21 protein-coding genes are annotated in these 21961 nt (G+C 29.9%); 5 read left to right on the top strand and 16 right to left on the bottom strand.

Annotated elements, in window-relative coordinates; translation table 11 throughout:
* The first annotated feature begins 80 nt into the window (after positions 1–80).
* From GBO31_RS18130 to GBO31_RS18115, 4 genes are all read left to right on the top strand, one after another.
* Positions 81–689, top strand: a complete 609-nt coding sequence (locus GBO31_RS18130) for a hypothetical protein (RefSeq protein WP_219009882.1) — start codon at positions 81–83, stop codon at positions 687–689.
* A 37-nt stretch (positions 690–726) separates the two neighbouring features.
* A complete protein-coding gene (locus GBO31_RS18125) occupies positions 727–1788 on the top strand; it encodes a helix-turn-helix domain-containing protein (RefSeq protein WP_219009881.1) in 1062 nt (353 codons plus the stop codon).
* Positions 1789–1896: 108 nt separating this feature from the next.
* Positions 1897–2307 (top strand): nuclear transport factor 2 family protein, encoded by a 411-nt coding sequence (locus tag GBO31_RS18120; protein ID WP_219009880.1) that lies wholly within the window; start codon positions 1897–1899, stop codon positions 2305–2307.
* Positions 2308–2321: 14 nt separating this feature from the next.
* Positions 2322–3725 carry a serine hydrolase domain-containing protein gene (locus GBO31_RS18115; RefSeq protein ID WP_219009879.1) on the top strand — a complete coding sequence of 468 codons (1404 nt, stop codon included), beginning with the start codon at positions 2322–2324 and terminating at the stop codon, positions 3723–3725.
* An 84-nt stretch (positions 3726–3809) separates the two neighbouring features.
* Here the strand turns inward: GBO31_RS18115 and GBO31_RS18110 are convergent, their stop codons facing one another.
* From GBO31_RS18110 to GBO31_RS18065, 10 genes are all read right to left on the bottom strand, one after another.
* On the bottom strand, positions 3810–6971 hold the full coding sequence (locus GBO31_RS18110) for a hypothetical protein (protein WP_219009878.1): 3162 nt from the start codon (positions 6969–6971) through the stop codon (positions 3810–3812).
* 712 nt (positions 6972–7683) lie between these two features.
* Complete coding sequence (locus GBO31_RS18105) at positions 7684–9255, bottom strand: FAD-binding protein (RefSeq protein WP_219009877.1); 1572 nt, start codon at positions 9253–9255, stop codon at positions 7684–7686.
* A 6-nt stretch (positions 9256–9261) separates the two neighbouring features.
* Complete coding sequence (locus GBO31_RS18100; RefSeq protein ID WP_219009876.1) at positions 9262–9609, bottom strand: hypothetical protein; 348 nt, start codon at positions 9607–9609, stop codon at positions 9262–9264.
* A 476-nt stretch (positions 9610–10085) separates the two neighbouring features.
* Positions 10086–10685 (bottom strand): DUF6642 family protein, encoded by a 600-nt coding sequence (locus GBO31_RS18095; protein ID WP_219009875.1) that lies wholly within the window; start codon positions 10683–10685, stop codon positions 10086–10088.
* 83 nt (positions 10686–10768) lie between these two features.
* Positions 10769–11443 (bottom strand): LytR/AlgR family response regulator transcription factor, encoded by a 675-nt coding sequence (locus tag GBO31_RS18090; protein WP_219009874.1) that lies wholly within the window; start codon positions 11441–11443, stop codon positions 10769–10771.
* Entirely contained in the window at positions 11440–12369 is a 930-nt protein-coding gene (locus tag GBO31_RS18085; RefSeq protein ID WP_219009873.1) for a sensor histidine kinase, read from the bottom strand. Before GBO31_RS18085 ends, GBO31_RS18090 begins: the two co-directional genes overlap by 4 nt.
* Positions 12370–12555: 186 nt before the next feature.
* Positions 12556–13878 (bottom strand): S41 family peptidase, encoded by a 1323-nt coding sequence (locus GBO31_RS18080; protein ID WP_219009872.1) that lies wholly within the window; start codon positions 13876–13878, stop codon positions 12556–12558.
* A gap of 198 nt (positions 13879–14076) precedes the next feature.
* Positions 14077–15513: a S41 family peptidase gene (locus GBO31_RS18075; RefSeq protein ID WP_219009871.1), complete on the bottom strand. Its 1437-nt coding sequence runs from the start codon at positions 15511–15513 to the stop codon at positions 14077–14079.
* A 77-nt stretch (positions 15514–15590) separates the two neighbouring features.
* Entirely contained in the window at positions 15591–16748 is a 1158-nt protein-coding gene (locus GBO31_RS18070) for a helix-turn-helix domain-containing protein (RefSeq protein WP_219009870.1), read from the bottom strand.
* A gap of 69 nt (positions 16749–16817) precedes the next feature.
* The gene (locus tag GBO31_RS18065; protein WP_219009869.1) at positions 16818–17234 is read right to left on the bottom strand and encodes a winged helix-turn-helix transcriptional regulator; all 417 of its coding nucleotides are present in this window, start codon (positions 17232–17234) and stop codon (positions 16818–16820) included.
* Between the two features lie 110 nt (positions 17235–17344).
* Between GBO31_RS18065 and GBO31_RS18060 the strand changes: the two genes are divergently transcribed.
* Positions 17345–17866 carry a DUF4442 domain-containing protein gene (locus GBO31_RS18060; RefSeq protein WP_219009868.1) on the top strand — a complete coding sequence of 174 codons (522 nt, stop codon included), beginning with the start codon at positions 17345–17347 and terminating at the stop codon, positions 17864–17866.
* A 94-nt stretch (positions 17867–17960) separates the two neighbouring features.
* Here GBO31_RS18060 and GBO31_RS18055 read toward each other — a convergent pair whose 3' ends face one another.
* The 6 genes from GBO31_RS18055 to GBO31_RS18030 are packed head-to-tail and all read right to left on the bottom strand — an operon-like array spanning position 17961 to position 21806.
* Positions 17961–18848, bottom strand: a complete 888-nt coding sequence (locus GBO31_RS18055; protein ID WP_219009867.1) for an SPL family radical SAM protein — start codon at positions 18846–18848, stop codon at positions 17961–17963.
* Positions 18826–19554 (bottom strand): DNA alkylation repair protein, encoded by a 729-nt coding sequence (locus GBO31_RS18050; protein ID WP_219009866.1) that lies wholly within the window; start codon positions 19552–19554, stop codon positions 18826–18828. The genes GBO31_RS18055 and GBO31_RS18050 overlap by 23 nt, the downstream gene beginning before the upstream one ends.
* Positions 19523–20692, bottom strand: a complete 1170-nt coding sequence (locus GBO31_RS18045) for a hypothetical protein (protein WP_219009865.1) — start codon at positions 20690–20692, stop codon at positions 19523–19525. Before GBO31_RS18045 ends, GBO31_RS18050 begins: the two co-directional genes overlap by 32 nt.
* Positions 20685–21050, bottom strand: a complete 366-nt coding sequence (locus GBO31_RS18040) for a DoxX family protein (RefSeq protein WP_281422471.1) — start codon at positions 21048–21050, stop codon at positions 20685–20687. The genes GBO31_RS18045 and GBO31_RS18040 overlap by 8 nt, the downstream gene beginning before the upstream one ends.
* Positions 21043–21249, bottom strand: coding sequence for a helix-turn-helix domain-containing protein (locus tag GBO31_RS18035; RefSeq protein WP_219009863.1), 207 nt, complete (start codon positions 21247–21249; stop codon positions 21043–21045). The genes GBO31_RS18040 and GBO31_RS18035 overlap by 8 nt, the downstream gene beginning before the upstream one ends.
* Complete coding sequence (locus GBO31_RS18030; RefSeq protein WP_219009862.1) at positions 21246–21806, bottom strand: hypothetical protein; 561 nt, start codon at positions 21804–21806, stop codon at positions 21246–21248. The genes GBO31_RS18035 and GBO31_RS18030 overlap by 4 nt, the downstream gene beginning before the upstream one ends.
* Between the last annotated feature and the right edge of the window lie 155 nt (positions 21807–21961).

Raw genomic sequence — 21961 nt, 5'->3', positions numbered from 1 at the left:
TGTATATGCGTTGTGGACATTTATAGTACATTTGTATGATTCATTTTTACCTATTGATTTGTAAAACAACAGAATGATCTATGCCTAAAAAGAGTTCCGAAATTATTTATAAAAGTCGATTGTCTACATTTAATCTGATAATGATGATAGTTGGATGTCTTTTTCTTATAGGAATGGGGATTACAATGCTAATAAATACTCAAGAGTCTGGAATTAATTGGGTCATTGTTTTTCCTTTAGTATTTATTCTCCTTGGAGGATTGATTGCTTATCATACATTACTTCTTTGTACAATTACTATAACCAAGAAGCATCTTGTGTTAACATATCCATTCATTGGAAGGAAGAAAAACATTGAATGGAAATCAATATCTGATGCTGGTATGGAATTCATTACTACTCAAAGTAGTGCAAGCGATTATTCTTATAAAACTGGTAAAGAGATCCGTTTTTTTTCAAATGATAAAAATTATAGAATTACCACTTTTGCAATAAAACATCCAGATAAGCTTATGCTCGAACTTAATAAAAGAATCGATAGTAATCTTAAAAGGAAAATGAAAAGTGAATATAAAAAAACAGAACGAGAGTTTTTAAAGGAGCAAAATCAATATCAGCGTTGGATGATGAAAATTGTTTTACCTATTTGTTTGATAATTTTAGTTTTATTGTGGATATTAAAGAAATAAAGATAAATCATCATTAACAACACTAATTGTCGAGCATTTGGAATTCAGTAAAAATTTATTGTTCTTTTTTAGTGCATTAGGTGCTTTTAATGGGCTTTTTTTAAGTCTGTATTTTGGGTTTTTGATAAAAAATAGGAGTAGAGCAACTTATTTTTTAGCGGCTCTTTTATTTGTGATCAGTGTTCGAGTGACTAAATCCGTATTTCTAACATTTTATCCTGGCACTTCTAATACATTTGTTAGTATTGGACTCACTGCTTGTTTTTTAATAGGACCATTTTTGTATTTATACATTAAAATTGCATTGCATCCAACTAAAGTTCATCGATGGAATTGGTTATTTCACGTTCTTCCAGTACTAATTTTTATGTTGGTGATCAGTATTCAGTATCCAWATCGATCTTATAAGTATTTATGGTGGAGAAGTCCTCCTAGGATTTTTGGAATGCTCTTATTTACGCAATGGACGATCTATACTATTGCGGCCATATACCAAGCACGTCATGTTTTTAGTAAACTTTGGAGTAAAACAAAATCAATAAATACCTTAGATTTTTGGATTATCAATATCGTAACTGGAGGTTTTATCATTTGGCTTGCTTATAACACTACTACCTACACATCATATATTGTTGGAGCATTATCATTCTCATTTACCTTTTATATTACATTGGTTATTTGGATCATCAAACGAAGAAAAAGTACGCTAACATTTCTTACACCAGTTGTAAAATATGCTAATAGGAAAATTGATACGGAAAAAGCATCTTCGATTGCTGATCAATTAAATGTTTTGTTTAAAGAACAAGAATTACACCGAAATCCTAATTTGAAACTTCCGGAAGTTGCTAGTCAACTTCATATAAAACCTCATGAATTATCACAATATCTAAATGATAATCTGGGCTTAAGTTTTTCCAGTTTTATCAATCAACATCGTATACGAACTGCAACCAAATTGATTCAAACCAATGACTTATTAACGCTAGAGGCTATTGGAAACGAGTGTGGTTTTAAATCTAATTCTACTTTTTATACTGCTTTCAAAAAACAAGAAGGAATGACACCTTCACAGTTCAAAAAAAGAACTAATACCTAATTTTTTTCTTCGGATTTATAATTCCGAAGAACAACAACTCCTTTTTTTACTAGGGTTTTCAAGCTTTCTTATAGTTTCGTATTTGAAATCAATTCTAAAAAACGAATAATGAAAAACCTAATCATTTTAGTAATTCTACTGAGTACTACAATTACTGTTGCCCAATCTGATAAAGAAAAAATCAAAGAAACACTTTTAGATTATATAGAAGGTACCGCAGATGGATCACCTGAGAGAATCAAAAAAGCATTCCATAAAAACTTGAATTTATATTCAATTACTAATGACAGTTTGAGTATTACTTCTGGTAAAAAGTATATTGGATATTTTAAAGAAGGTGAAAAACGAGATCGAATAGGAAAAATTATATCCATTGATGTGGTTAACAATGCGGCGATGGCAAAGGTAGAAATTGATTTTCCGAAAGGGAAGAGGCTATACACGGATTATATGATGTTGTTAAAAGTACAAGGAGAATGGAAAATCATCCATAAATCGTATACCTACGTACCGTATTAAACCCCAAAATACTTATGTTTAGATATTATATTCTTTATTTCTTTTGTATTGGAATCCTTAATAGTATTCAATCTCAAACGATAGATCAGAGCAAACTTGAAAGCAGTTTAGATTCTTTGATCCAAAAAACGATGGAAGAGGAGCATATTCCTGGTGCAGCTTTTATCATTGTGAAAGATGGAAAAACTCTGTTAAAAAAAGGATATGGATATACAAGTTTGGGAGAAGATGTACGACGTGTAGATCCAGATTCTACCATATTTAGGATTGGTTCAGTTACTAAAACTTTTACAGCAACCGCTTTATTGCAATTGGTGGATCAAAAGAAGGTGGATCTTTATATGGATGTAAATCAATATTTAAAATCTGTAAAAGTTCCTAATACTTATAAAACACCAGTAACATTAGCAAATTTATTGGATCATAGTGCTGGTTTTGATGAATTAAGAGGTAGAGTGGTTTATAGAGAAAACCAATCGATTCCGTTAGCAGATTATCTAAAAAATAGAATAGTTCGTGTTCGAGAACCTGGTGTGATTTCGAGTTATTCATCATTTGGTATTGCATTAGCAGGGCTGTTGGTAGAGGATATTAGTGGCCAAAAACTAGATGCTTATATGAAAAAGCATATTTGGGAACCGCTTGGAATGCATATGACATCGATGTTTTTGAATGATCAGGTAGAACAGTATGCTTCTTGGGGATATGAATACCGAAATGGAGTGAATCTTCCACAACCTTGGGAGTTTTATCATACCTATCCGGCATCCGAAATAAACAGTACGGTTGCTGATATGGGTAAGTATTTATTGATGCATTTAAATAATGGAATTCTAGATGATCAAAGGGTTTTGAGTACCAGTTTATCTCAAAAGATGAAATCTGCAGAATTAAGAGTACATGATACTGTGGAAGCATTTGCTTACGGATTTTATGAAGAAGATGCACATGGATTTAGAACAATAAGTCATGGAGGTGATATGTTGGGATATGCATCTTATATGGCAATGATACCTGAAGAAAAATTGGGTGTTTTTGTGATACATCATCATGAAGGAACCAGATTACGATATGCGGTGATGGATATAATTTTAAAGACATTTGCGAAAGAAAAAGAACAACAGATAGTAGGATCAAAACCGGTAAAAGGAAAAACGGATTTCAACAAATTGGCAGGACATTATATATGGACTACGCATTGCCATAGTTGTGAAAGTGGTTGGAAACCAAATCGTGAAGAACTAGTAGTAAATTCTGATGGAACATTTACGATAATGAATCGAACTTATGAAGAGATCGATCATTTAGTATTTAGAAGTAAAGATGGTATGCGAACGATGGGGTTTATAGAAAATGAAAAAGGAGAAATACAGTATATGTCACTTGGAGGTGTCAATACATTTGAAAAAGTTGATTGATTCCAATATGTCTTTACATGCAAATAGATGATATATGAATAAACAAGTTTTTATGTAGTGTATTTTGAAAATAGAATATGACTACTATTTATTGGTATCTCGAATTTCTTTCAAAACTTTCTTGGTTTCGGGATGATCTAGCATGTCCTTCATAAACTGGTAAGCCTTTTTTGTAATTACCCTACTCATTGGCGGTTCTACTATAGGGAGTGAACCATTATTGGTAATTGTTGCAATAATACTATCATTCTTTTTTACCAAAGTATGATACAATTCTTTATGTAAATCTTTTTCATTCAAATTATTACAATTCAGTTCTCTTCCATAGATGCTTTTAATATCAGCAACAGTAAATTGGTGAGGCAAGTAGATCGTCTTAAATTTAATCTTCGTACTAATATTCTCTAATCGCCTAAGTTGTTCTTTCACATAAATAGGCATCATTTCCGTAGATGCCACAGAACTTAAAATAGCATTCATCTCGGTGTTTTCATTTATATGTTGTGCTGTACATGCAAACTTATCATTTACCATTTTTTTTATGTACGCTGTTTTATCATTTACAATACTTATAAAAACATTGCATTGTTTTAGTGATTGAGGATTTTGAATTGAATCTCTGTTATTAATAGCATTAAATAGTTTATATGCAGATAGTAAACCAGAATTATCATAAATTCCTCCATCATTATAATGCCCTAAGGTTTCTATTTTTGCTGCAGGGCTGATAAGTGGAAAACGGTTAGAAGTAGAGGCAGCGTCATAATATGATAAGGTTTGATCACTACCTATGGATAGTATATCATCTGCTCCTTGGTATAGTAATACAGCATCCTCTGGGTTTTTGTTTGTAGAAACACTAACAGCCATTCCTTGATTTCCTTTTACATTAGTTGTATTAGAAATAAGAATAGGGAAGTGGTTATTATGAAAATTATACATTTTCTTCCAGTATGCCCGATATGATTTTTTATGGTCAAAAGCTTTATTATTAGTTATTTTGGCATATTGATGCATAGCGCTCGAAGAACGATCATATCCACTCAAATCGCATTTTGGAATAAATAGATGCATCAAAAGATCCCTGCCCAAAATATGAGTGAGATCAAGACCCAATATATTTTGAGTAGATACTTCATCTATAATGATTTCTTGTTTTTCCTTTTCAATATTATGAAGAATAGAAGAAAAATTAATCAAACCCATGGTTCCTCCTGAAGCACCTGAAATGGAAATCGTTTGGTTTAAAAACTTCGGATCTTGCTTTTGCAATTCACGTAAAACTGTCATGGTCCAGGCATTAGATTTTATACCACCACCATAACAGCCGATATGATATCTTGTTTTAGATATATCTGCCTCGCGATCGTTTAAAAAATCGCCCAAATCAACACTGGAAACAGTCTCTTTTACGGGATGTAATGTAAACAGATTATTATTGAATTGAGGGATTTTAGTAAGCCCTATAAGAACCAATAAAATAAGGCCGGTTACCAAAAGCCCAAATTTCACTTTAGTTTTATTGTTTGTTGCAAAACTATCTCTTGAGTATTGATAGTAAATGATGTTTTTAGTAATAATTATTAAAATCCCATAGTATATCAATAATGCAGAGAGAATAATGACTATTGCGTTTATTTTAAACGATATAAAATCAAAACAGTTTATAACAATAAAAAAAGCAAGATTAATATTTGCGATAAATACGGTTACTCTCAAAAAAGTGTAATTATCACTTAATATTCCAGCTCTACATCTGGATAGAATTTCGAATAAAAAATTGTTTTTAGAAAAATTATAAGTTTTGAAAAAGCTAACCAGTTTATCAGTTGATGTATTACCAAAGGAATTACAGGTAGTCTTAGATTTTTCTGAAAAAAATGTAAATTTTAGGATAGAGCGAAAGGTTCTATAATACACATATGAGATCATTTGGAAAATGATACACAATAGACTTAAAACCACGGTAAGCATGGTGTATTTATCTTCGGATAAAAACAGTATAAGAAAGAATACAAGGTGAAGAATAACTGTAATCAGAAAGAAAACAATACCACGACCAATAATAGGATTTATGCTATGGAGAATGAGTTTGCTCTCATCTAATGACATTGTATTAGGATCTATAGATACATGACTTTTTTTATGTTCATTTGCATTTAATGAATAATCACCATCATACATATTTGGAAAGTGAGAAAGTATAAAATTGTAGGTGCGATTATACCAACGTTGCTTTTTAACACGTAAGATATATAACCATAAAACCCCACAAGCAAGGATAACAAAAGCAAGATCTGCTGTATCGAGTAACCATTTAAAATTAACTTCGCTAGTATATGCGATAAGATAAAAAAGAGAAGTATAAAATACGACGCCGAGAATCCGTAATAGAAAATTCACATTACTTTCCGGACGTTTATTTTCATGATTTTGGTATTCTGCTCTGTATTTGTAAGTAATTATTCCGAAAATAGGTGAAATTTTATAAGTAAGAAACCAATCTCGATAGCGTTCTTTAATATTAAAATAGCTAGGATAATGAACTAATACGATAGCTAATAAGGGGGCAAATAACACTAGTAATAAAACCATATTAAATGGGTTCTCATATAAGTCTACCACAATAGAGTTTACCTGTGAAGCTTTTGGCAAAACAAAACCAATAAGACCTAAAATAATAAGACTATAAATGGATGATATAATGAACGTACGTATAGTACCAATCAAATCTTTTTCTAGTATGTAATCAATAACAGCAACTAGAAAACTAAAAATTGAAATCCCATAGAAAACAATTTTTATTACGCTAACAGTTGCTGGATAGCTATGATTACTGAGATACATTATATTTTCTATGATATCAGCTAGATAAGCGGCGATTATAATAAAGGTATATATAGTAAATAGTATTTTTTTATAGGGAAGGGGTTTATTATTAGTATATAGTAGTTGTCTTTTTACAAATTTCCATAGCGCCCATAATAGCAAAAATGGCCAAATACAGTCAATTATAAAGTAAGTATAATAGCTGAAATGATACCAGACGTTTGTATTTAGGAATTCCTCTTTGAGCCAAGTTGAGTTTAGTAATGTCGTGAACTGCGGACTTTGGATAATTCCAGGTATATGAAATAAACCGGAAATCAAGAGTAGAATCATTGTGGTAATAAATAACCACACTAAATGTAAATTGCTAACTCTAGGGCTGGTAAAATAACGATTTTTGTTATCTAATTGGCTCATAAAAAGAATGTTAACGGGTTAGGATTTTAAATTTAGAGATTTATGGTAAAAAATATATACCCAATATCTAGTATTTTCTATTTTACATAATATAAATTATAGAACAAATGTGTTAATTAAAGCAAATTGACGGATGCTCGCATTTTACATAATTACAGATATAATAACACTCAAGGGTTTTATATCGATCGTAATTATGTAAAAGTCAATTTGTGAAACGTTTAACTAATTACTATTTGTACTCAGCTTATTATAAGGTTTACTATTTACTGTTTATGATTAGATTTCGACAGGCTCAATCTGACAACCGGATTCTATCATAATGTTATACTAAACTTGTCCAAGTATAAATCTCATATTCTGGACAACTGTTTAGAAATTTTCAAATACTAGATTTTTCGCAAGGTTTATATTTTAACCCTTTGAACTTAATAATGTTAGCTCATTTCTGAGTATGTAAAATATTCTTCTAGTATGAATTTAACTTTTCACTAAATCTTTTGCTATACAATAATAATTTATTCGTTTTCTTCTTAGGTTGATTTTAAATCACTGATTATTAGCTTTTTATTTATCTATTAAAAATTAGCTCATATTCTGTATTATCCTCCACATTTTTTCAAATACGCGATTCTCAGCGCTTATATTATGTAAAATAGAAACAGTTAGATTATAGAACATTTAGTAACCGAAACTCCGAATTAAATATTTTCTAAACAATTAGCGCATTCAAACCAATTGTATTTAAAAATTTATTAGAAAATAGCGTTTGCATTTCTGATGATAATAAATTTTCACGTTGGGTCATCCATTCTTCTGCCTTATTACCGTACATATGTTTTACTAGTCCTGGAAATTCCCAATCGCTATTTTTTCCCCAATGAATCGTAAAAGGTATATCGTTTTCTTTTAAGACCTCTATCATACGTCTATTATATTCTTCTAGACTCATTATTTTACGTGTTTTTTTCCAAAGAACACCATCAATCTCAATCATGCAGGTAATTGGAAATTTTGTAAAACCAATTGTAGCTTTAGTTTGTTTTACAAATCGTAATGCAAATATTCCTGGTATTGGTCCTTCATCACGTGTTAATTTTCCTAAAAGATTCATTGCTTTTTCTGAGTGTTTATGATCAATTCCAAATGAACATGCAAAAGCAGGTCCTTGATATGGAGCATCCCAAAAAATTTCTTTAAGCATTCCTGTAGTTTCTTCATTTACTTCAGGTAAAATTGTGTTTCGTAACCTCTTGACCAACCAAGGAATACTCTTAGGAAAGTTTTCAGCAATTTTCACAAAAAGATGAATTAAATCTCTATATATAGATTCTTTAATAATTGGAAAAGGATCAGGATATGATTCTCTATATGGTTTTTTATACATAAGTTCTATAATACAATTTGGATCGTCGCTATATTGATTAATAAATATCTTATAATGAAAAGGTCTTTTTCCGTTTCCTTGCGCATCTGTCTCTTCAGGGATTTTAAATGCTGAATTTTTAAAATCCATTGTATTTGCTAATTCAAAAGCTAGCTGTTTATTTATTTTTTTTACATAGCGTTTTATAAGAAATACGGGTTCCGCCTCTATCACTACCCCATGTATAAATCCAAAACTCCCCAAACTAACTAAAGCTGCATAAAACAGATCATCATTTCTAATAATTCTAGAATTTAAGGATTGAATAAAATTATCGTGTAAAGCAGGTTTAGATTCTGGTTCAATATATATAATGTCATCAGAATTAGGCCCTACAATAAGATTAAGCCCAACGACATAATCTTGTACGGATCCAATATCAAGACCAGCACCATGAACCCCTGTCGAAATACAACCAGCAATTGTCTGTCCATTGCTGGCTCCACTTGTTTTGAGCGATTTTCCATTCTCAGCTAAAGTTTCGGATATTTCTTTAATAGTATTTCCACATTGAAACATAAACAAATTTGTGTGATCAAAACTACAATTTTGATGGCAATCAGTATCTTGAATAGGAATAGATATATTCATAGATCCGTTATAGTGCATTCTGTCTTTATGACTTGCTATATTACTCAACGACCAAGCTGATCCATATGCTCTAAAGCCTTCACCAGCCTGTCGAGTTTCATTAATTAATCGTTGTATTTCAATAGCAGCATCATTATAGCGATCAATCTTTTTAGGCATCAATCGTTCTCCTTCTAATTTTGTTTGATAAAGAAGTTTTACAGTGAAAGGCCCATTATTATGTAATGTATCCCACTCGCTTAATAATTTAGATTTTGTATTTGCCATGGTCTGTTAGTTTTGAGATTTTTCACATACATATTTAATTTTTACTTTTCTTTTTCTTCCAAAGGTTATAGCGCTAAGTAATACACTTCCAAAGGTGTTTCGATACTCTATAATGTTCAATTTGCCTGATTCACAGCTGTCATTTTCTTTGATTAGATATGTAAAATCCCCTGATGTTAGCTTCATATCAATAACCGTATCTATTTCAATAACATGCATTCCACGATAATAATCGTCTCTATTAGAAAAGGGATCAGGCTGCTGAGCACCATTTTCATTTCTAAGTCTAACAGAATAGCAAGATGCTAGTATTGAAATGATAATGATGAATAGAAAAAATTTAATTTGTCTCATAATTAATTTATTATTAGTGCTTGCTTTTTAATATTCGGGTGAATATCTATTTTAATTGCATACAGTCAATTACTAGTCATAAGTATGTACAACTAGTCAATTTAAAAACAGCTCTAATAATGGGTAAATATTAAATAAGTAAAAAAAGGGGAGAATTCGATTATGTATTAATCACAATAAAGATATAAAAAATTAATAAACAATGACTTATGAGTTATCTGATTATTTAAAAATAATCACAAAATAATCCTATTTCCTACATATTTTGCCTCCACTCCTCTGCCCTAATTGCAAAAAGAGTATTTACTCACTCCTTTTCTATTTGATAAATAGGAGTTCGTGAACCCTAAAGGGTGTCATTACATTTTTGGAGAAACTTATGAGAAAGAAAAAATCTAAAAAGAAGAGTTGTTATGTATTATGTAGAATAGAATAGATCTTGTATTTCGGCACTATTTTAATAAAATGTAGTGTCCTTAATAATACAATCTAAAATCAAGTAGTTTACAGGCTTTATAATGTCTTTGATGCAGCTCTTCTACTACATCTAACATATTTTCATCTTCTTTGAATAAGTTAAAAAATGCTATATCAAGATTTGAGCTTGATATTCCATTAAATTCATTACCATAGCCAGAAACACCTCTGGCGCCTGTGATATCCAAAAAATACTGTGCTTCTTCTTCATCTAAATCAAGCACTTTTGCATTTGAAAAATGTAAAATCTTTCCTTTTAATTTTCCTTCAAAAATTTCTGCAATCTCCTGTAAACTATAGTAGTAATCATTCAAACAAATACTATTGGCCTCACCCGTTATAACCAGGTAGATGATTTCATAGTTTTTAAAATGATGATCATCCAAAACCAATGTATTTAAGCTGGACTCTAAACCTTCAATAGTATCGCAGGTTTTATAAATACTGGATATTCTATATTGCGAGCTTAGTTGTTCTAATTTTTTCTGTGCTTCGGTAATCTCATCCGTTTCTATATCATCCACTGCTTCTAAACAGTAAATGAAATAATCTGTATCTAAAGATTGTTCTTGCGGTAATTGTTGTCTTTTATCTAACAAATTTCAGGATTTAAGCAACGTATATAAACAACAAAAATAGTGTAATTCTTTTAGTAGTAATCCATCATTTCTTTTGAAACCAGCTAATTTTTTAGCTTATCAAAAACATCATCTTTATAATATTCGCCAATAGCAATTTCAATATCGTTAATTTCGATGTCTTTTTTCGTGAAAGCTGTTATTTTGTTGGTATTCACAATGTATGATCTATGCACTCTCAAAAAGCGATGATCCAATTTTTCTAGAAAAGTATGTAAACCATGTTTGATCATGATCTTTTCTTTTTCTAGATGAATTTGTATGTAATCCTTTATACTCGTAATGAAGAGAATTTCATCAAACAAAATTTTAATGTTCTTTTTGTTGGACTGTACATATATATAATCGTCTTTTTTTACAGATTTTTTGTTTTCTGTAAATCGTTCAATTGCTTTAAAAAAACGCGAAAAAGTAATTGGTTTTAATAAATAATCTGTTGCATTTAGTTCAAAACCTTCGACAGCATATTCTCGGTAGGCAGTGGTAAATATCACTTTTGGTTTTGTAGTTAAATTTTTAAAAAAATCTGTTCCTTTTAATACTGGCATTTTAATATCTAGGAAAATTAAATCAACCTCTTGCTCTTTCAATATTTCGCGAGCTTCGAGCGCAGAACTGCAAGATGCTACTAACTCAAAATCGTTTAGTTTAGATAAATGACTCTCCATTAACTCTCTGGCTAATTCTTCATCATCAATTATTAGGCATTTATACTTCATTTTGATTTTAGTTTTAGTAGTACACCAAAAACATTATTTTTTTGATTAAAATCCAACATATAATTATTCGGTTCGTATAAAAGGTTTAGTTGTTTTTCAATGTTTTTTAAGCCAATAGGTTCGCGTTCAATCTTTGTATCATCGATTGAAAGATGTTTGGGGATTGTATTTTCAATGGTAAAATAAATTTCTTTCTCTGTGGTTTTTAGTTCTATTTTTATGTTTGCTGTATGAATCTCCTCTTCTACTCCATGTTTAAAAGCATTTTCGGTGAATGTTAATAACAACAAAGGGGCAATTTTAACATTCTCTTCGATAGTGTGACTAAATATTATATCCAATCTGTTACCATATCGTAGTTTTTCTAAGGAAATATAATTTTCCAATAGCATTACTTCTCCCTTGATATGTACATATTTGTCTTTACACTGGTATAAAATGTAATCTAAAATATTAGAAAGTCGTTCTATAACTTCTGGTGATTTATCTGATTTTTTAAGTGATAACGCATATAAATTATTAAGGGTATTAAATAGGAAATGCGGATTTAATTGGTTTTTTAGCGCTTCTAATTCGGAAGATTTTTTTTGTTCTTGTAAACTTAAAATCTCTTTTTGTTGACGATAATAATTGATAATGATGACAATTACCGTTGGAAAAATAAGCGAAGGAATGTTATTTAAAAATGCAAAAACATTTGTGGTTCGTTCTTGAAAAATAAGCGGAGGTCTAAACCTAAAAACTTCTGGATATTTTGGTAATAAATAGTAACATCGAAATGCTGTATACATCACATAGGCTGCATAAATCAGGAATACAAATGCGTTGATATGTTTTAATTTCTTCTTTCCTGATAATAGATTCGGAATTATAAAACGAACTACAAAATAGGTAAGCAGAATTTGAACTGCTACTAATAAGAACATTTTTTCAAATAGAAACACTTTATTTTTTTCAAGTGGCCATTTAGTGCTTATGTAGTACAACAAAATCACTATCCAAAAAACAATTTGGAAAATTATCTTCTTGCTAAAAATTAGTTGTTTTATTTTATTTAAATCAGGCATTTAATATTGAGATTGTCGACAAATATAAAGTTGATATAGTTATCATTATTTACTTTTTACCTGAATCTTTGATAAATTATTTTTAAACATCTCAAGTCGTCTGTCATTTTGTTTTTCTGCTAATAAAACTGCTTGTTTGTAATGCTCTATAGCTTCTTTCTTATTACCATTTTTAACCAATATTCCTGCATAACTATCATGTGCATTTGGCGATTGTGGAAAAAGCTTTAAGTTGAGTTTAAAAATGATACAGGCTGTTTCTATTTTGTCATTGTCTTCATATGAATATCCTAAATCATTAATTACAAAATCTTCTAAGTGTTTTCTTTTAAGTAATAATTGAAATAATGCAAGAATTTTATCCTCATCAGCTCGGGTAATGTTATCTTTTTCTAGAATACGTTTAAGTGTTTCAAATGGTTGCTCTCTATATTTTTTTGCGGCAACCTTGGCCAATTCTTTAGCTTTTTCTAGGGCATTCTCTTTGTTGGTTTTAACATCTGGGATAACGCCTGTACCTTCCCAATTTGAGTTCGTTACTGGACTTATGGATCTTGCGTAAGGCATCATGATTCCGTATCCTTTGGGCAATCGCATATAATTTACAGGATGTGCTCCTCCTCCAGTTGTTTCTCCCACAATTGTGACTCTTTTTCTACTTTGTAAATCGTAAGAAAATGCTTCTGCTGCCGAAAATGTTCGATTACTCGTCAAAATAAATATAGGCATAGATAATCGTTGATTTCCTTTAACTGAAGTTGTTTTTATTTCAGTTTTTGTATCTGTTCTTCTTTCGTAACTTCCAGATAATGCTGTATTTTCTTTTAAAAAATAACTACTCCAATAACTACCAAGAGTACTTCCTCCTCCATTGTTACGTAAGTCAATAATGATTGCATCTGCAGTCGATAAATAGTTCATGATATCATCAACTTTTGGAATATCTTCTCTTCTGAAACCTTTCAACTCTACATAACCAATATTATCTTCAAGTAGATCTATTTTTCCAAATCCGCCGGAACGAAATCGAACTAAATTAGTCAAGTGCCTTGATATAAAATCTGAATTGTTTGATGTTTGTCTACCTTGTCTTGGAGGTACAATATTTAGATGTTTGTCTTTTGTAATTTTCTGCATTTCTTTGGATAATGCTCTAGCGAAATCTCTTGGATTTTCGATTTTTTCAAAATGATTGGTAGTGATTAAATGATCTAAATGTTTATTCGTTTCTTTTGCTTTATGGAGAAAAATATAATTCTCTAGCATGAGCTTTTTAATATTTTTAATGATATCGTTTTTTGATTGCGCAAAATGTGACAATGGCAGGAAAACTAGTATTATAAAAAATAGACTTTTTAAATATTTCATGATTAGTTGTTTTATTATTACAGTGTGAATCTATAACTAAATGAAATGAGAAAATTAAAAAGTAGACAGACAGGTATTAACCGCAAATAGAAAGCTAATATATGTTAAGTGAGTTAGTGCTTTGATTAAAGGAAAACGTAAATTGAAACGATTATCGAATTTATATTTTAAATTTTAGAGTTTGTAATTACGATCCAGTTAATGAACATCATTTTTTAACATTTTCAATGCGTACTCTAGAACCACATCCTTGCCAGTTAATATATCATCAATAGTTGGTATCATTTCGAAATCGGGAACTACGCCATGTCCATTATGTTCAAAAGTTGAGTTCATTACAGTACGTAATGCCGGAATGGTAACACGAACTCCAGAGTTTGGCAACACCATACTTAGTAAATCATTTGCTGTAGTTTCGGTTGGATTTCCACCAGCTTCTTCTCCAATGAATTTGGCATTGGTATACGATTTTACTAACCCAAGAAATAAACCTGTAGCAGAAGCACTTGCAGCATTTTGTAATACAAATAATTTACCCTTGTAATTGATGTTTTTTGGTTTGATTTTTTCTGAGCTTATATTTTTAATATGATATGTATTTCCTTTCTGTTTAAGGGGTTGCTTTTTAAAATGTTTGAAGAACATTTCCTTTTTATAGTATTCTTGATAAGGTATTTCATCGACGAGCGCGAATTCATCTTTATAAGGATATACAGTTTCTGATATTAAGTAACTAAATACTTCGTCTGCCGCTTCTCCATAACCACCTCCATTATTTCTGACATCTATAATAAGATTAGATATGTTTTTTTCTTTAAGTGTTTTAAAAATTTTCTTAATAGTATTTTTGAATTTTCTTGGTTTTTCAGGTTGAAACGATGGGATTTTCACATAGCCTATCCCCTCTTTTATAGTAAAGGAAATTGAATTGTCTGGTGGTAAGTATTTAACATTATTTTTTCTTCTTTTATTCAATTCTGGAGCCAATAACCCTTTAATTTGAGCTGTTTTGATTTCGTTATTTCCATTTATGTATTTTATGATAAATATACTTGGAGTATCAAAGTAATAGGCATAATATTTACTAAACACAGTACTTATGGCAAGTGATGGTAATGTTTTATTAAAACCATCTGTTGAGGCATAAGAAAACATTTTATCTAGGATTTCTTTAGATGTTAGACCATTAATGCTTATAATCTCTAAACCAGGAGAAATAAGCTGCTCATTAGATAGATCTTTATGAACATATAACTTTTCTCCATGATGGTATAATTTAAAAGGAAACCTTAATAGTTCAGAGGAGATAGCATCATAGTACGACTTCGGACATTTAATCTGCGTATGGTTATTTGCTATTAAAGGCAATAATGGTAATAATTCTCTGTAGAACTGTAATGGGGTTAGTTTTTTGTTTAAATGAGATGCTATTTCGGCAAATGTTGCATCAAATTGTTCTTTAGAATAGTATGCATAAAGACCAGGATGTACTTCTTCTAAGTTTTTCTTTACTATTTGTAAATCTTCTTTTAAAGCATTTACGGGCATTGTTTTATTATGACTGTATTGGGCTTCTATTTTTAAATTACAATTTGCTATAAGTAGTATACCTAGTATAAATTTTATGACTTTCATAGTGAACACATTTATGATTTCACTACAAACAAATCACTTTTTAAAGTGTCTTTCGCTTCATTGGCACCAATGAGACCTTATATTCTATTATGAATATGAAGTTTTTTATAAGCAGAAGGTGACATACCAGTTTCTTTTTTAAAAATCCGATTAAATGAAGATTTCGAATTAAAACCTGAGTCCAAAGCCAATGCTAACATGGTAAACTTATTGTAATCTTTTTGAACCATTTTGTATTGTATTTCTTTCACACGATATGCATTGATAAAATCATAAAAATTGGTGTCAAGATAGTGGTTCAATAATGCAGATAACTTTCTGTCAGTTGTAGAAATCATATCTGCTAATGTCTTAAGATTTAAGTTTTCATCTAAATATGGTTTTTTAGATTCGAGAAGGGAAATTAAACTATTTTTTAAGTACTCTATTTCTGTATCTGAAGCATTAGCTAGATGATGATTTGAATTACCTGTTAATACATTAGTTTCTGTTTCAAACTTTATTTGATTTTTAATGAATTCTGGTAATAAAATCTGTGATTGAGAGATACCAAAATATCCCAAATATATAATGACCGCTATAAGTGAAATAGTTGTAAACGTATTATCAATAGAAAGGTGTCCATTTATAAATGTAGAATACACTTCGATGAGTATATTAACTAGAATAACGCCTAAAATACCGTACAGAAAATAAGTAATCCAGTCTAAATCCTTACCTGATAAATTTGAAAAACTTTCTTTTGATATAGTTTTTATCTGCTTTAATAAGATTAGGGACTTCACTATATACCAAATGAGATACAATGCTTGAATTTGCAAGATGAATTGGTATGTATCAATGAATTTTAGATAATCGAATACATAAGAATTATGCATCATTGAAATCAAAGAAGGTACTGAAACTACGATTAAGTAAATCACAGCAGGAATAAAATGGTAAATCACTTTTGGAAAATGTAACTTCCTTTTAAAAAAAAGTGATGTTATATACAAGAACAAAAGAGGCCCCAGCAAAAAACCAATGGAATCTGCAAACAAATAGGTGGAATTAAAGAGAGGTGTAACAGAATTTACTTCTGAATAGGTGTGTAATACGACATTAAAAAGTAGAAAAAAAATACAGCTTAAAAATATCTTAGGATATACATCTTGCTTTTGTTTTAATAAAACTCCAATGAAAACAAGGGATAATACAATACCTATGGTTAATAAGAAATTAAGTAGTAAGTTCATTTATTTTCAAGATTACAACTTGAAATTGAAATTAACTAAAAATCTTTTATTTCGATGAAAACTTATAGTTTACTTTAGAATTACTCCTTTTTGAAACTTCTCAATAACAACGGTTTTATTTTGAATAAGCTCTTCGGCAATTGCTTTAGATGACTCAGAAATATGATCCTTTAGATATCGATAACCCCATAAAATAAACTCAGCAATGATTGGTGTTAAATCGCGGCCTTTCTGAGTAAGTTCATATAAAAAAACCTTTTTATTCGTAGGATGATTTTTTTTAGTCAAAATCCCAACGTGTTCAAGCTTTGTTAATCGATCTGATAAACGAGCAGATGATATTTTTTCTGTACTCTGCGAGAAATCCTTAAAAGTTCTTTGTTTATGATACAATAGATCTCTAACTATGAGTAAGGACCATTTATCTCCAAATAAGTCTAAACTCGAACTAATTGAACAATGTGATCTAAATTTTTTTTCTTCCATTTATTGCTTTCATTTCGAAAGTTATTTGTAATTTAACTTCCGTTTTGAAAGTAAAAATAATGAATTGATTATACAAAAAGCAACTGATTTTAAATAAATAATTTACATAAATGTCAATATATCAAAGCATAGCGAAACTAAAAAAATACGTAGGTGTAGCCCGTCTTTTTAAATATGGGTTTAATTTTTCTCCCATGTATCGAAGATCTACAGGTCGAATTACAGAAGTTTCCAAAGATTTACACTTTGTAAAAATTAAACTTCCAATAAGCTATAAAAACAAGAACTATGTAAATTCTATTTATGGCGGAAGTCTATTTTCGGCAGTAGATCCAATTCCTATGGTACAACTTATTAATATTATAGGAAATGATTATGTAGTTTGGGATAAATATGCTGAAATTTACTTTAAACGTCCTGCAAGAGAAAACCTATATGCTGAATTTGAATATACTGAACAGGAAGTTACTGATATTATTCAGCGTGTGAAAGAGAACAATGAAATTGAAATAGAGAAACACACATTATTGACAAACAAAGAGAAAACCAAAACGTACTGCGAGGTTAGAAAAACAATATATGTCGCTGACAAAGCATTTTATAAACAAAAAAAGAATAATAGAAAAAGTTAACTACTATTCCTTATACATTTTGTTTCCACTCCTTTACTCTTTTTTAGGTATGAGATTATTGTATTGTGTAAAAAGTATACGTTAAAAAACCTTTTTATTCCATGATTTTATTATTAATCTTATACAGAATGCTTAACTCCTTCATTTTTTTACTAAATGCATTTCTGTAATATTCAGGTAATTGATAACTATTTAGAAAGATTTTATTGTATTTCTCAACTAGTTCTGGATAATGTTTTTTAATAGCTTTTAACATTAAAGTTTTGCTATCTCCTTTTTGGTCTCCATATAGTGTTAAGGTAGCCGGTAATAGATAATCAACTTGTGCAGATTTAAAAGTGGTGAATAAATGTTCCAATTCTTCAGAAGTATCTGTGATATAAGGTATAAATGGCATCATACTAATTCCAGTTAAGAAACCAGCTTCTTTAGTTTCGGTAACGGCTTTGAGTCTTAGAGATGGTGGTGTAGCACCAGGTTCAAAAATTTTGCCAATATGATCTCTTAATGTAGAAAATGAAAAGCTAATTATGGTACCTCTATTTAAGTATTTCAAATCATTGGGTAATATTGCCTCTTTATCGATTTCTTTCAATATATCAAAATCCCTTTTTATTAGATTCGACTTAGTAATAATATGTACTGGAAATTTATATTTTAAAATTACTTCCAATGCGCTTCTAGTTAATTGATACTCCCTATCTATTTTTAAATAAGGATCTGTAGCGGATGATAAAACGATAATACCATATTGATTTTTTTTAGCTCTTAATGCTAGTTGTTTATCTAAAACTTCAATGGCATTTGTTTTTACAGAGAGGCTAGTTTCCAGGTTTTCACCATACTTGCTACCTCGAATATAACAGTATAAACAATTAAATGAACAGCTACTATAAGGATTAAAGGTATAATCATCTAAAAACCAAGAATCTCTTTTTTTGGTTTTATTTAAAACGGATTTAACTATTATTTGATTTGGCATAGTTATATCGATTTAATCCAATTTCTATTTTTTTTCGAAACCAATTGGATACATTTATTTTATCTTCTATTTTTTCTGTGTATTTCTCAATAATATCAGGGTGAAACTTTGCTGTAGTTTTTCCAGCCCAACCCACACCTTGTCTTATTTCCTTATTATTTGTATTCGCCATTGATAGTAATATTAGAAAAATAGTATCTACATGTTCTTTTTCTAAACCCTTTTTTATGGCATAATGACATCCGGCTCCTAGCGAACGTACTACCCAAAAACTTTGATGTCTTGATAGTTTTTTGATTTCAGGTATTGTTTTTAACGGTTGATTCAATAATGCATAACCGAAAACACGTTCGCCAATAATATCACATACATACCRAGCATCTGCCTTTGATATATATTCTGTAGCTTTCCTAAGAGCTATTTGAAAATGAGTAATTAATTTGTTTTGTAGAATAATACCAATAAGTACATTACCACCAATTGTTTTAAGTTTCTCTACTTCATAACAAAATTCCAACAGTTGATTATGCGAAAGATTAGAGCTAATTTCATGCGCTAAAAATTCTAATAACGGGAATTTCACTTTGTTTTGTAAAAACAACTTATCGACACTGCTTATAAAGTGGGCTAATCCTTCATTTCTATATTCCTCTAAACTAATGTTGATTAATACCCTAATTTCGGATTTTCGAGTTATTTTTTTCACTATCCATTATGCTTGTATGATATTCTTTTAATTGATCTTTGAAAATAGTAAATAAATTTCCAGTTTCTACGGAAGGTGCATTCACCATTTTTGAAATTATTGGCTTATCATTTCCATTAGCCATAAGTGCAGAAGCATGCAGTAACATACAACCTGTTAAGTAAAATCTGTCTTTTTGTTTTGCTCTATATCGTTTTAATAAATCTTGACGGGAAGCGGTACCAATATTATACATTGCTACCCAACTACCGTAATCGGCGATACCTTCTTCTATTTCCATATATGCTTCACCAATTCTACAATCTCCTAATGTATCATCTCCTAACTTAATCTTTTTGTGGGCTAAATTTTTGTAACGTTGCTCTCTCCTACTGATAAATTGATTAGCGTTTTCTAGCACTTTTTTATGGTTTTTATCTAAAAGAGCTTCAATGGTTAATGCTAAAAACTCTTGTTCATCATCGATTAATTTTATGATAGATTCATTTTCGAGATAACAACTTTGTACAGCAGCTCTATCAGGTTGGATTTCCCATTTAGGCCAAAAACCTTTTTTCGTAAACCAATAACGAAGAGTTACTTCAATATGAAAAGCTTCATGAACCGCTAGTTGAGCTTTGGTTTTAGCAGGGATTTTAAAAGGAAATTTTGGGAAACTTGTTGGCATATAAACAGCACTTTGAACCGAGTTTTTACGCATCCAAGTTGAAAATTCTGGTGCTTCCTTGTAAGTCTCAAAAAGTGGTGATTGTTCTTCATTTCGATTTATATAATTCAAATAGTAACTATACAAAGGTGTCAACATTTTCGGAACATCTTTAGAGCATTTATAAGAAATTGCCTCCCCATTATTAAAAAGCCCCAAGCAATGAATACTATCTTTAGATTTACCCGCATTTAGCACATAATAACCATCTTTTATTTTATAATCTTTCCATATGGAATAATCGGATTTTGTAGTTTGTTGTAAAGCTGAAACAAAGTCTTTAGTAACTTTTTTTGCCCATAATGAATCGCAATCACAATTATTTATTTCTCTTATAGAAGTTGATTTACTAGTTTTTTTCCCTTTATTGCTTGACATCAGAATTAATGCTGATAGTAAAATCAATACGATTTGAATATTAGTTTTAAGCATTTGTTAAAAGTTTTTGATTCAAGAAGTGAACAACGATTAATATAATAATAAGTCCCATTGGGAGTAATGGAAACCCTAATTCTTCAAAATTTCTGAAATGAGTGAATACTGCGCCCAGCATAATTGATATCAACAAAACAATACCATATTTTCTGAATCTTGGAATTAACAATAATATAGCTCCTATAAGTTCTATAATGCCTACACATATGAGCGTCAAACCGTTATAATTCCATCTAATAAAATTATCATACATATTTCCTTCAAGACGAAACTTCCCTAAGGAGGCAAGCAAAAATATTATTGAACATATAATTGTTAATAACCAAGTAAGCCATTTTACTATTTTTTTATGCATCTTCTATATCAATTATATCACCGGGTTTACAATCTAGAGCTTTACATATCGCTAGTAATGTATTGAATCTAACACCTTTGGCTTTGCCAGTTTTAAGCAATGAAAGATTTGTTACTGATACACCAACTTTTTCTGAAAGTTCATTTAATTTCATCTTTCTCTTGGCAAGCATTACATCTATATTGATGACAATTTTCATACAATAGATTCTTTATCGTCCATTAATATTTTACCTTCTTTGAATACAATAGAAAGCACTAAACATGCTACACTAAAAGATATAGCACTAAATGGAATTGAAAAATGAACGTTCGAGATATCCTCTTGCCATATGAAGTTGAAAGCACTAAAGAAAGATGCTATAAATCCTAATTTTGCTAATGTTTTAAAATGGATAATATTGCCTTCATAAAATGTTTTAAGAGATTTTATGGATCTGATGATTTTTTTAGTTGTAATTAAACTAAAAATGGTAATCGAGAATAATATGATTCCTCTGATCATAAGCCAAAATTTCATCGGTATAGAAATACTAGATAGCAAAAGCATAGTATCTTCTATAGTTTTTGCTGTTTTAAAATTACCAATTCTAAACCCAGATTTAAACCCCTCTTCTAGAACAATATGATCAACTATACCGATATTAAAAATACTAGCAAAAATAGTACTAACAAAAATTAATAAACCAATAATATTTAGAGCCAAAACCAAATTGCATAATCTTAAAGCCCATTGTAAAGTATTATTTGTTTTCATGTTTATGTTTTATATCAAAAATAAAAAATTTTATGTTTTATTTAAAATATTTATGGTTTTCATGTTTCTTTACCTATAGGATTTTTGGTTGTATTTTGTAGAATTTATCAGGGATTTTTAGCTAAATCAGATATTAAAAATCATATTACACTACT

The organism is Aquimarina litoralis, assembly GCF_019295435.1.
GTDB classification, from domain to species: domain Bacteria; phylum Bacteroidota; class Bacteroidia; order Flavobacteriales; family Flavobacteriaceae; genus Aquimarina; species Aquimarina litoralis_A.
Note: the sequence above shows the minus strand (reverse complement) of the source record. Positions and strands in the feature narration are given on the sequence as shown.

Bases quoted from the DNA above. Each gene is read 5' to 3' on its own strand.
- GBO31_RS18130 (WP_219009882.1), top strand. From the start codon at position 81: ATGCCTAAAAAGAGTTCCGAAATTATTTATAAAAGTCGATTGTCTACA.
- GBO31_RS18120 (WP_219009880.1), top strand. From the start codon at position 1,897: ATGAAAAACCTAATCATTTTAGTAATTCTACTGAGTACTACAATTACT.
- GBO31_RS18115 (WP_219009879.1), top strand. From the start codon at position 2,322: ATGTTTAGATATTATATTCTTTATTTCTTTTGTATTGGAATCCTTAAT.
- GBO31_RS18110 (WP_219009878.1), bottom strand. From the start codon at position 6,971: ATGAGCCAATTAGATAACAAAAATCGTTATTTTACCAGCCCTAGAGTT.
- GBO31_RS18105 (WP_219009877.1), bottom strand. From the start codon at position 9,255: ATGGCAAATACAAAATCTAAATTATTAAGCGAGTGGGATACATTACAT.
- GBO31_RS18100 (WP_219009876.1), bottom strand. From the start codon at position 9,609: ATGAGACAAATTAAATTTTTTCTATTCATCATTATCATTTCAATACTA.
- GBO31_RS18090 (WP_219009874.1), bottom strand. From the start codon at position 11,443: ATGAAGTATAAATGCCTAATAATTGATGATGAAGAATTAGCCAGAGAG.
- GBO31_RS18085 (WP_219009873.1), bottom strand. From the start codon at position 12,369: ATGTTCTTATTAGTAGCAGTTCAAATTCTGCTTACCTATTTTGTAGTT.
- GBO31_RS18080 (WP_219009872.1), bottom strand. From the start codon at position 13,878: ATGAAATATTTAAAAAGTCTATTTTTTATAATACTAGTTTTCCTGCCA.
- GBO31_RS18075 (WP_219009871.1), bottom strand. From the start codon at position 15,513: ATGAAAGTCATAAAATTTATACTAGGTATACTACTTATAGCAAATTGT.
- GBO31_RS18070 (WP_219009870.1), bottom strand. From the start codon at position 16,748: ATGAACTTACTACTTAATTTCTTATTAACCATAGGTATTGTATTATCC.
- GBO31_RS18065 (WP_219009869.1), bottom strand. From the start codon at position 17,234: ATGGAAGAAAAAAAATTTAGATCACATTGTTCAATTAGTTCGAGTTTA.
- GBO31_RS18060 (WP_219009868.1), top strand. From the start codon at position 17,345: ATGTCAATATATCAAAGCATAGCGAAACTAAAAAAATACGTAGGTGTA.
- GBO31_RS18055 (WP_219009867.1), bottom strand. From the start codon at position 18,848: ATGCCAAATCAAATAATAGTTAAATCCGTTTTAAATAAAACCAAAAAA.
- GBO31_RS18045 (WP_219009865.1), bottom strand. From the start codon at position 20,692: ATGCTTAAAACTAATATTCAAATCGTATTGATTTTACTATCAGCATTA.
- GBO31_RS18040 (WP_281422471.1), bottom strand. From the start codon at position 21,050: ATGCATAAAAAAATAGTAAAATGGCTTACTTGGTTATTAACAATTATA.
- GBO31_RS18035 (WP_219009863.1), bottom strand. From the start codon at position 21,249: ATGAAAATTGTCATCAATATAGATGTAATGCTTGCCAAGAGAAAGATG.
- GBO31_RS18030 (WP_219009862.1), bottom strand. From the start codon at position 21,806: ATGAAAACAAATAATACTTTACAATGGGCTTTAAGATTATGCAATTTG.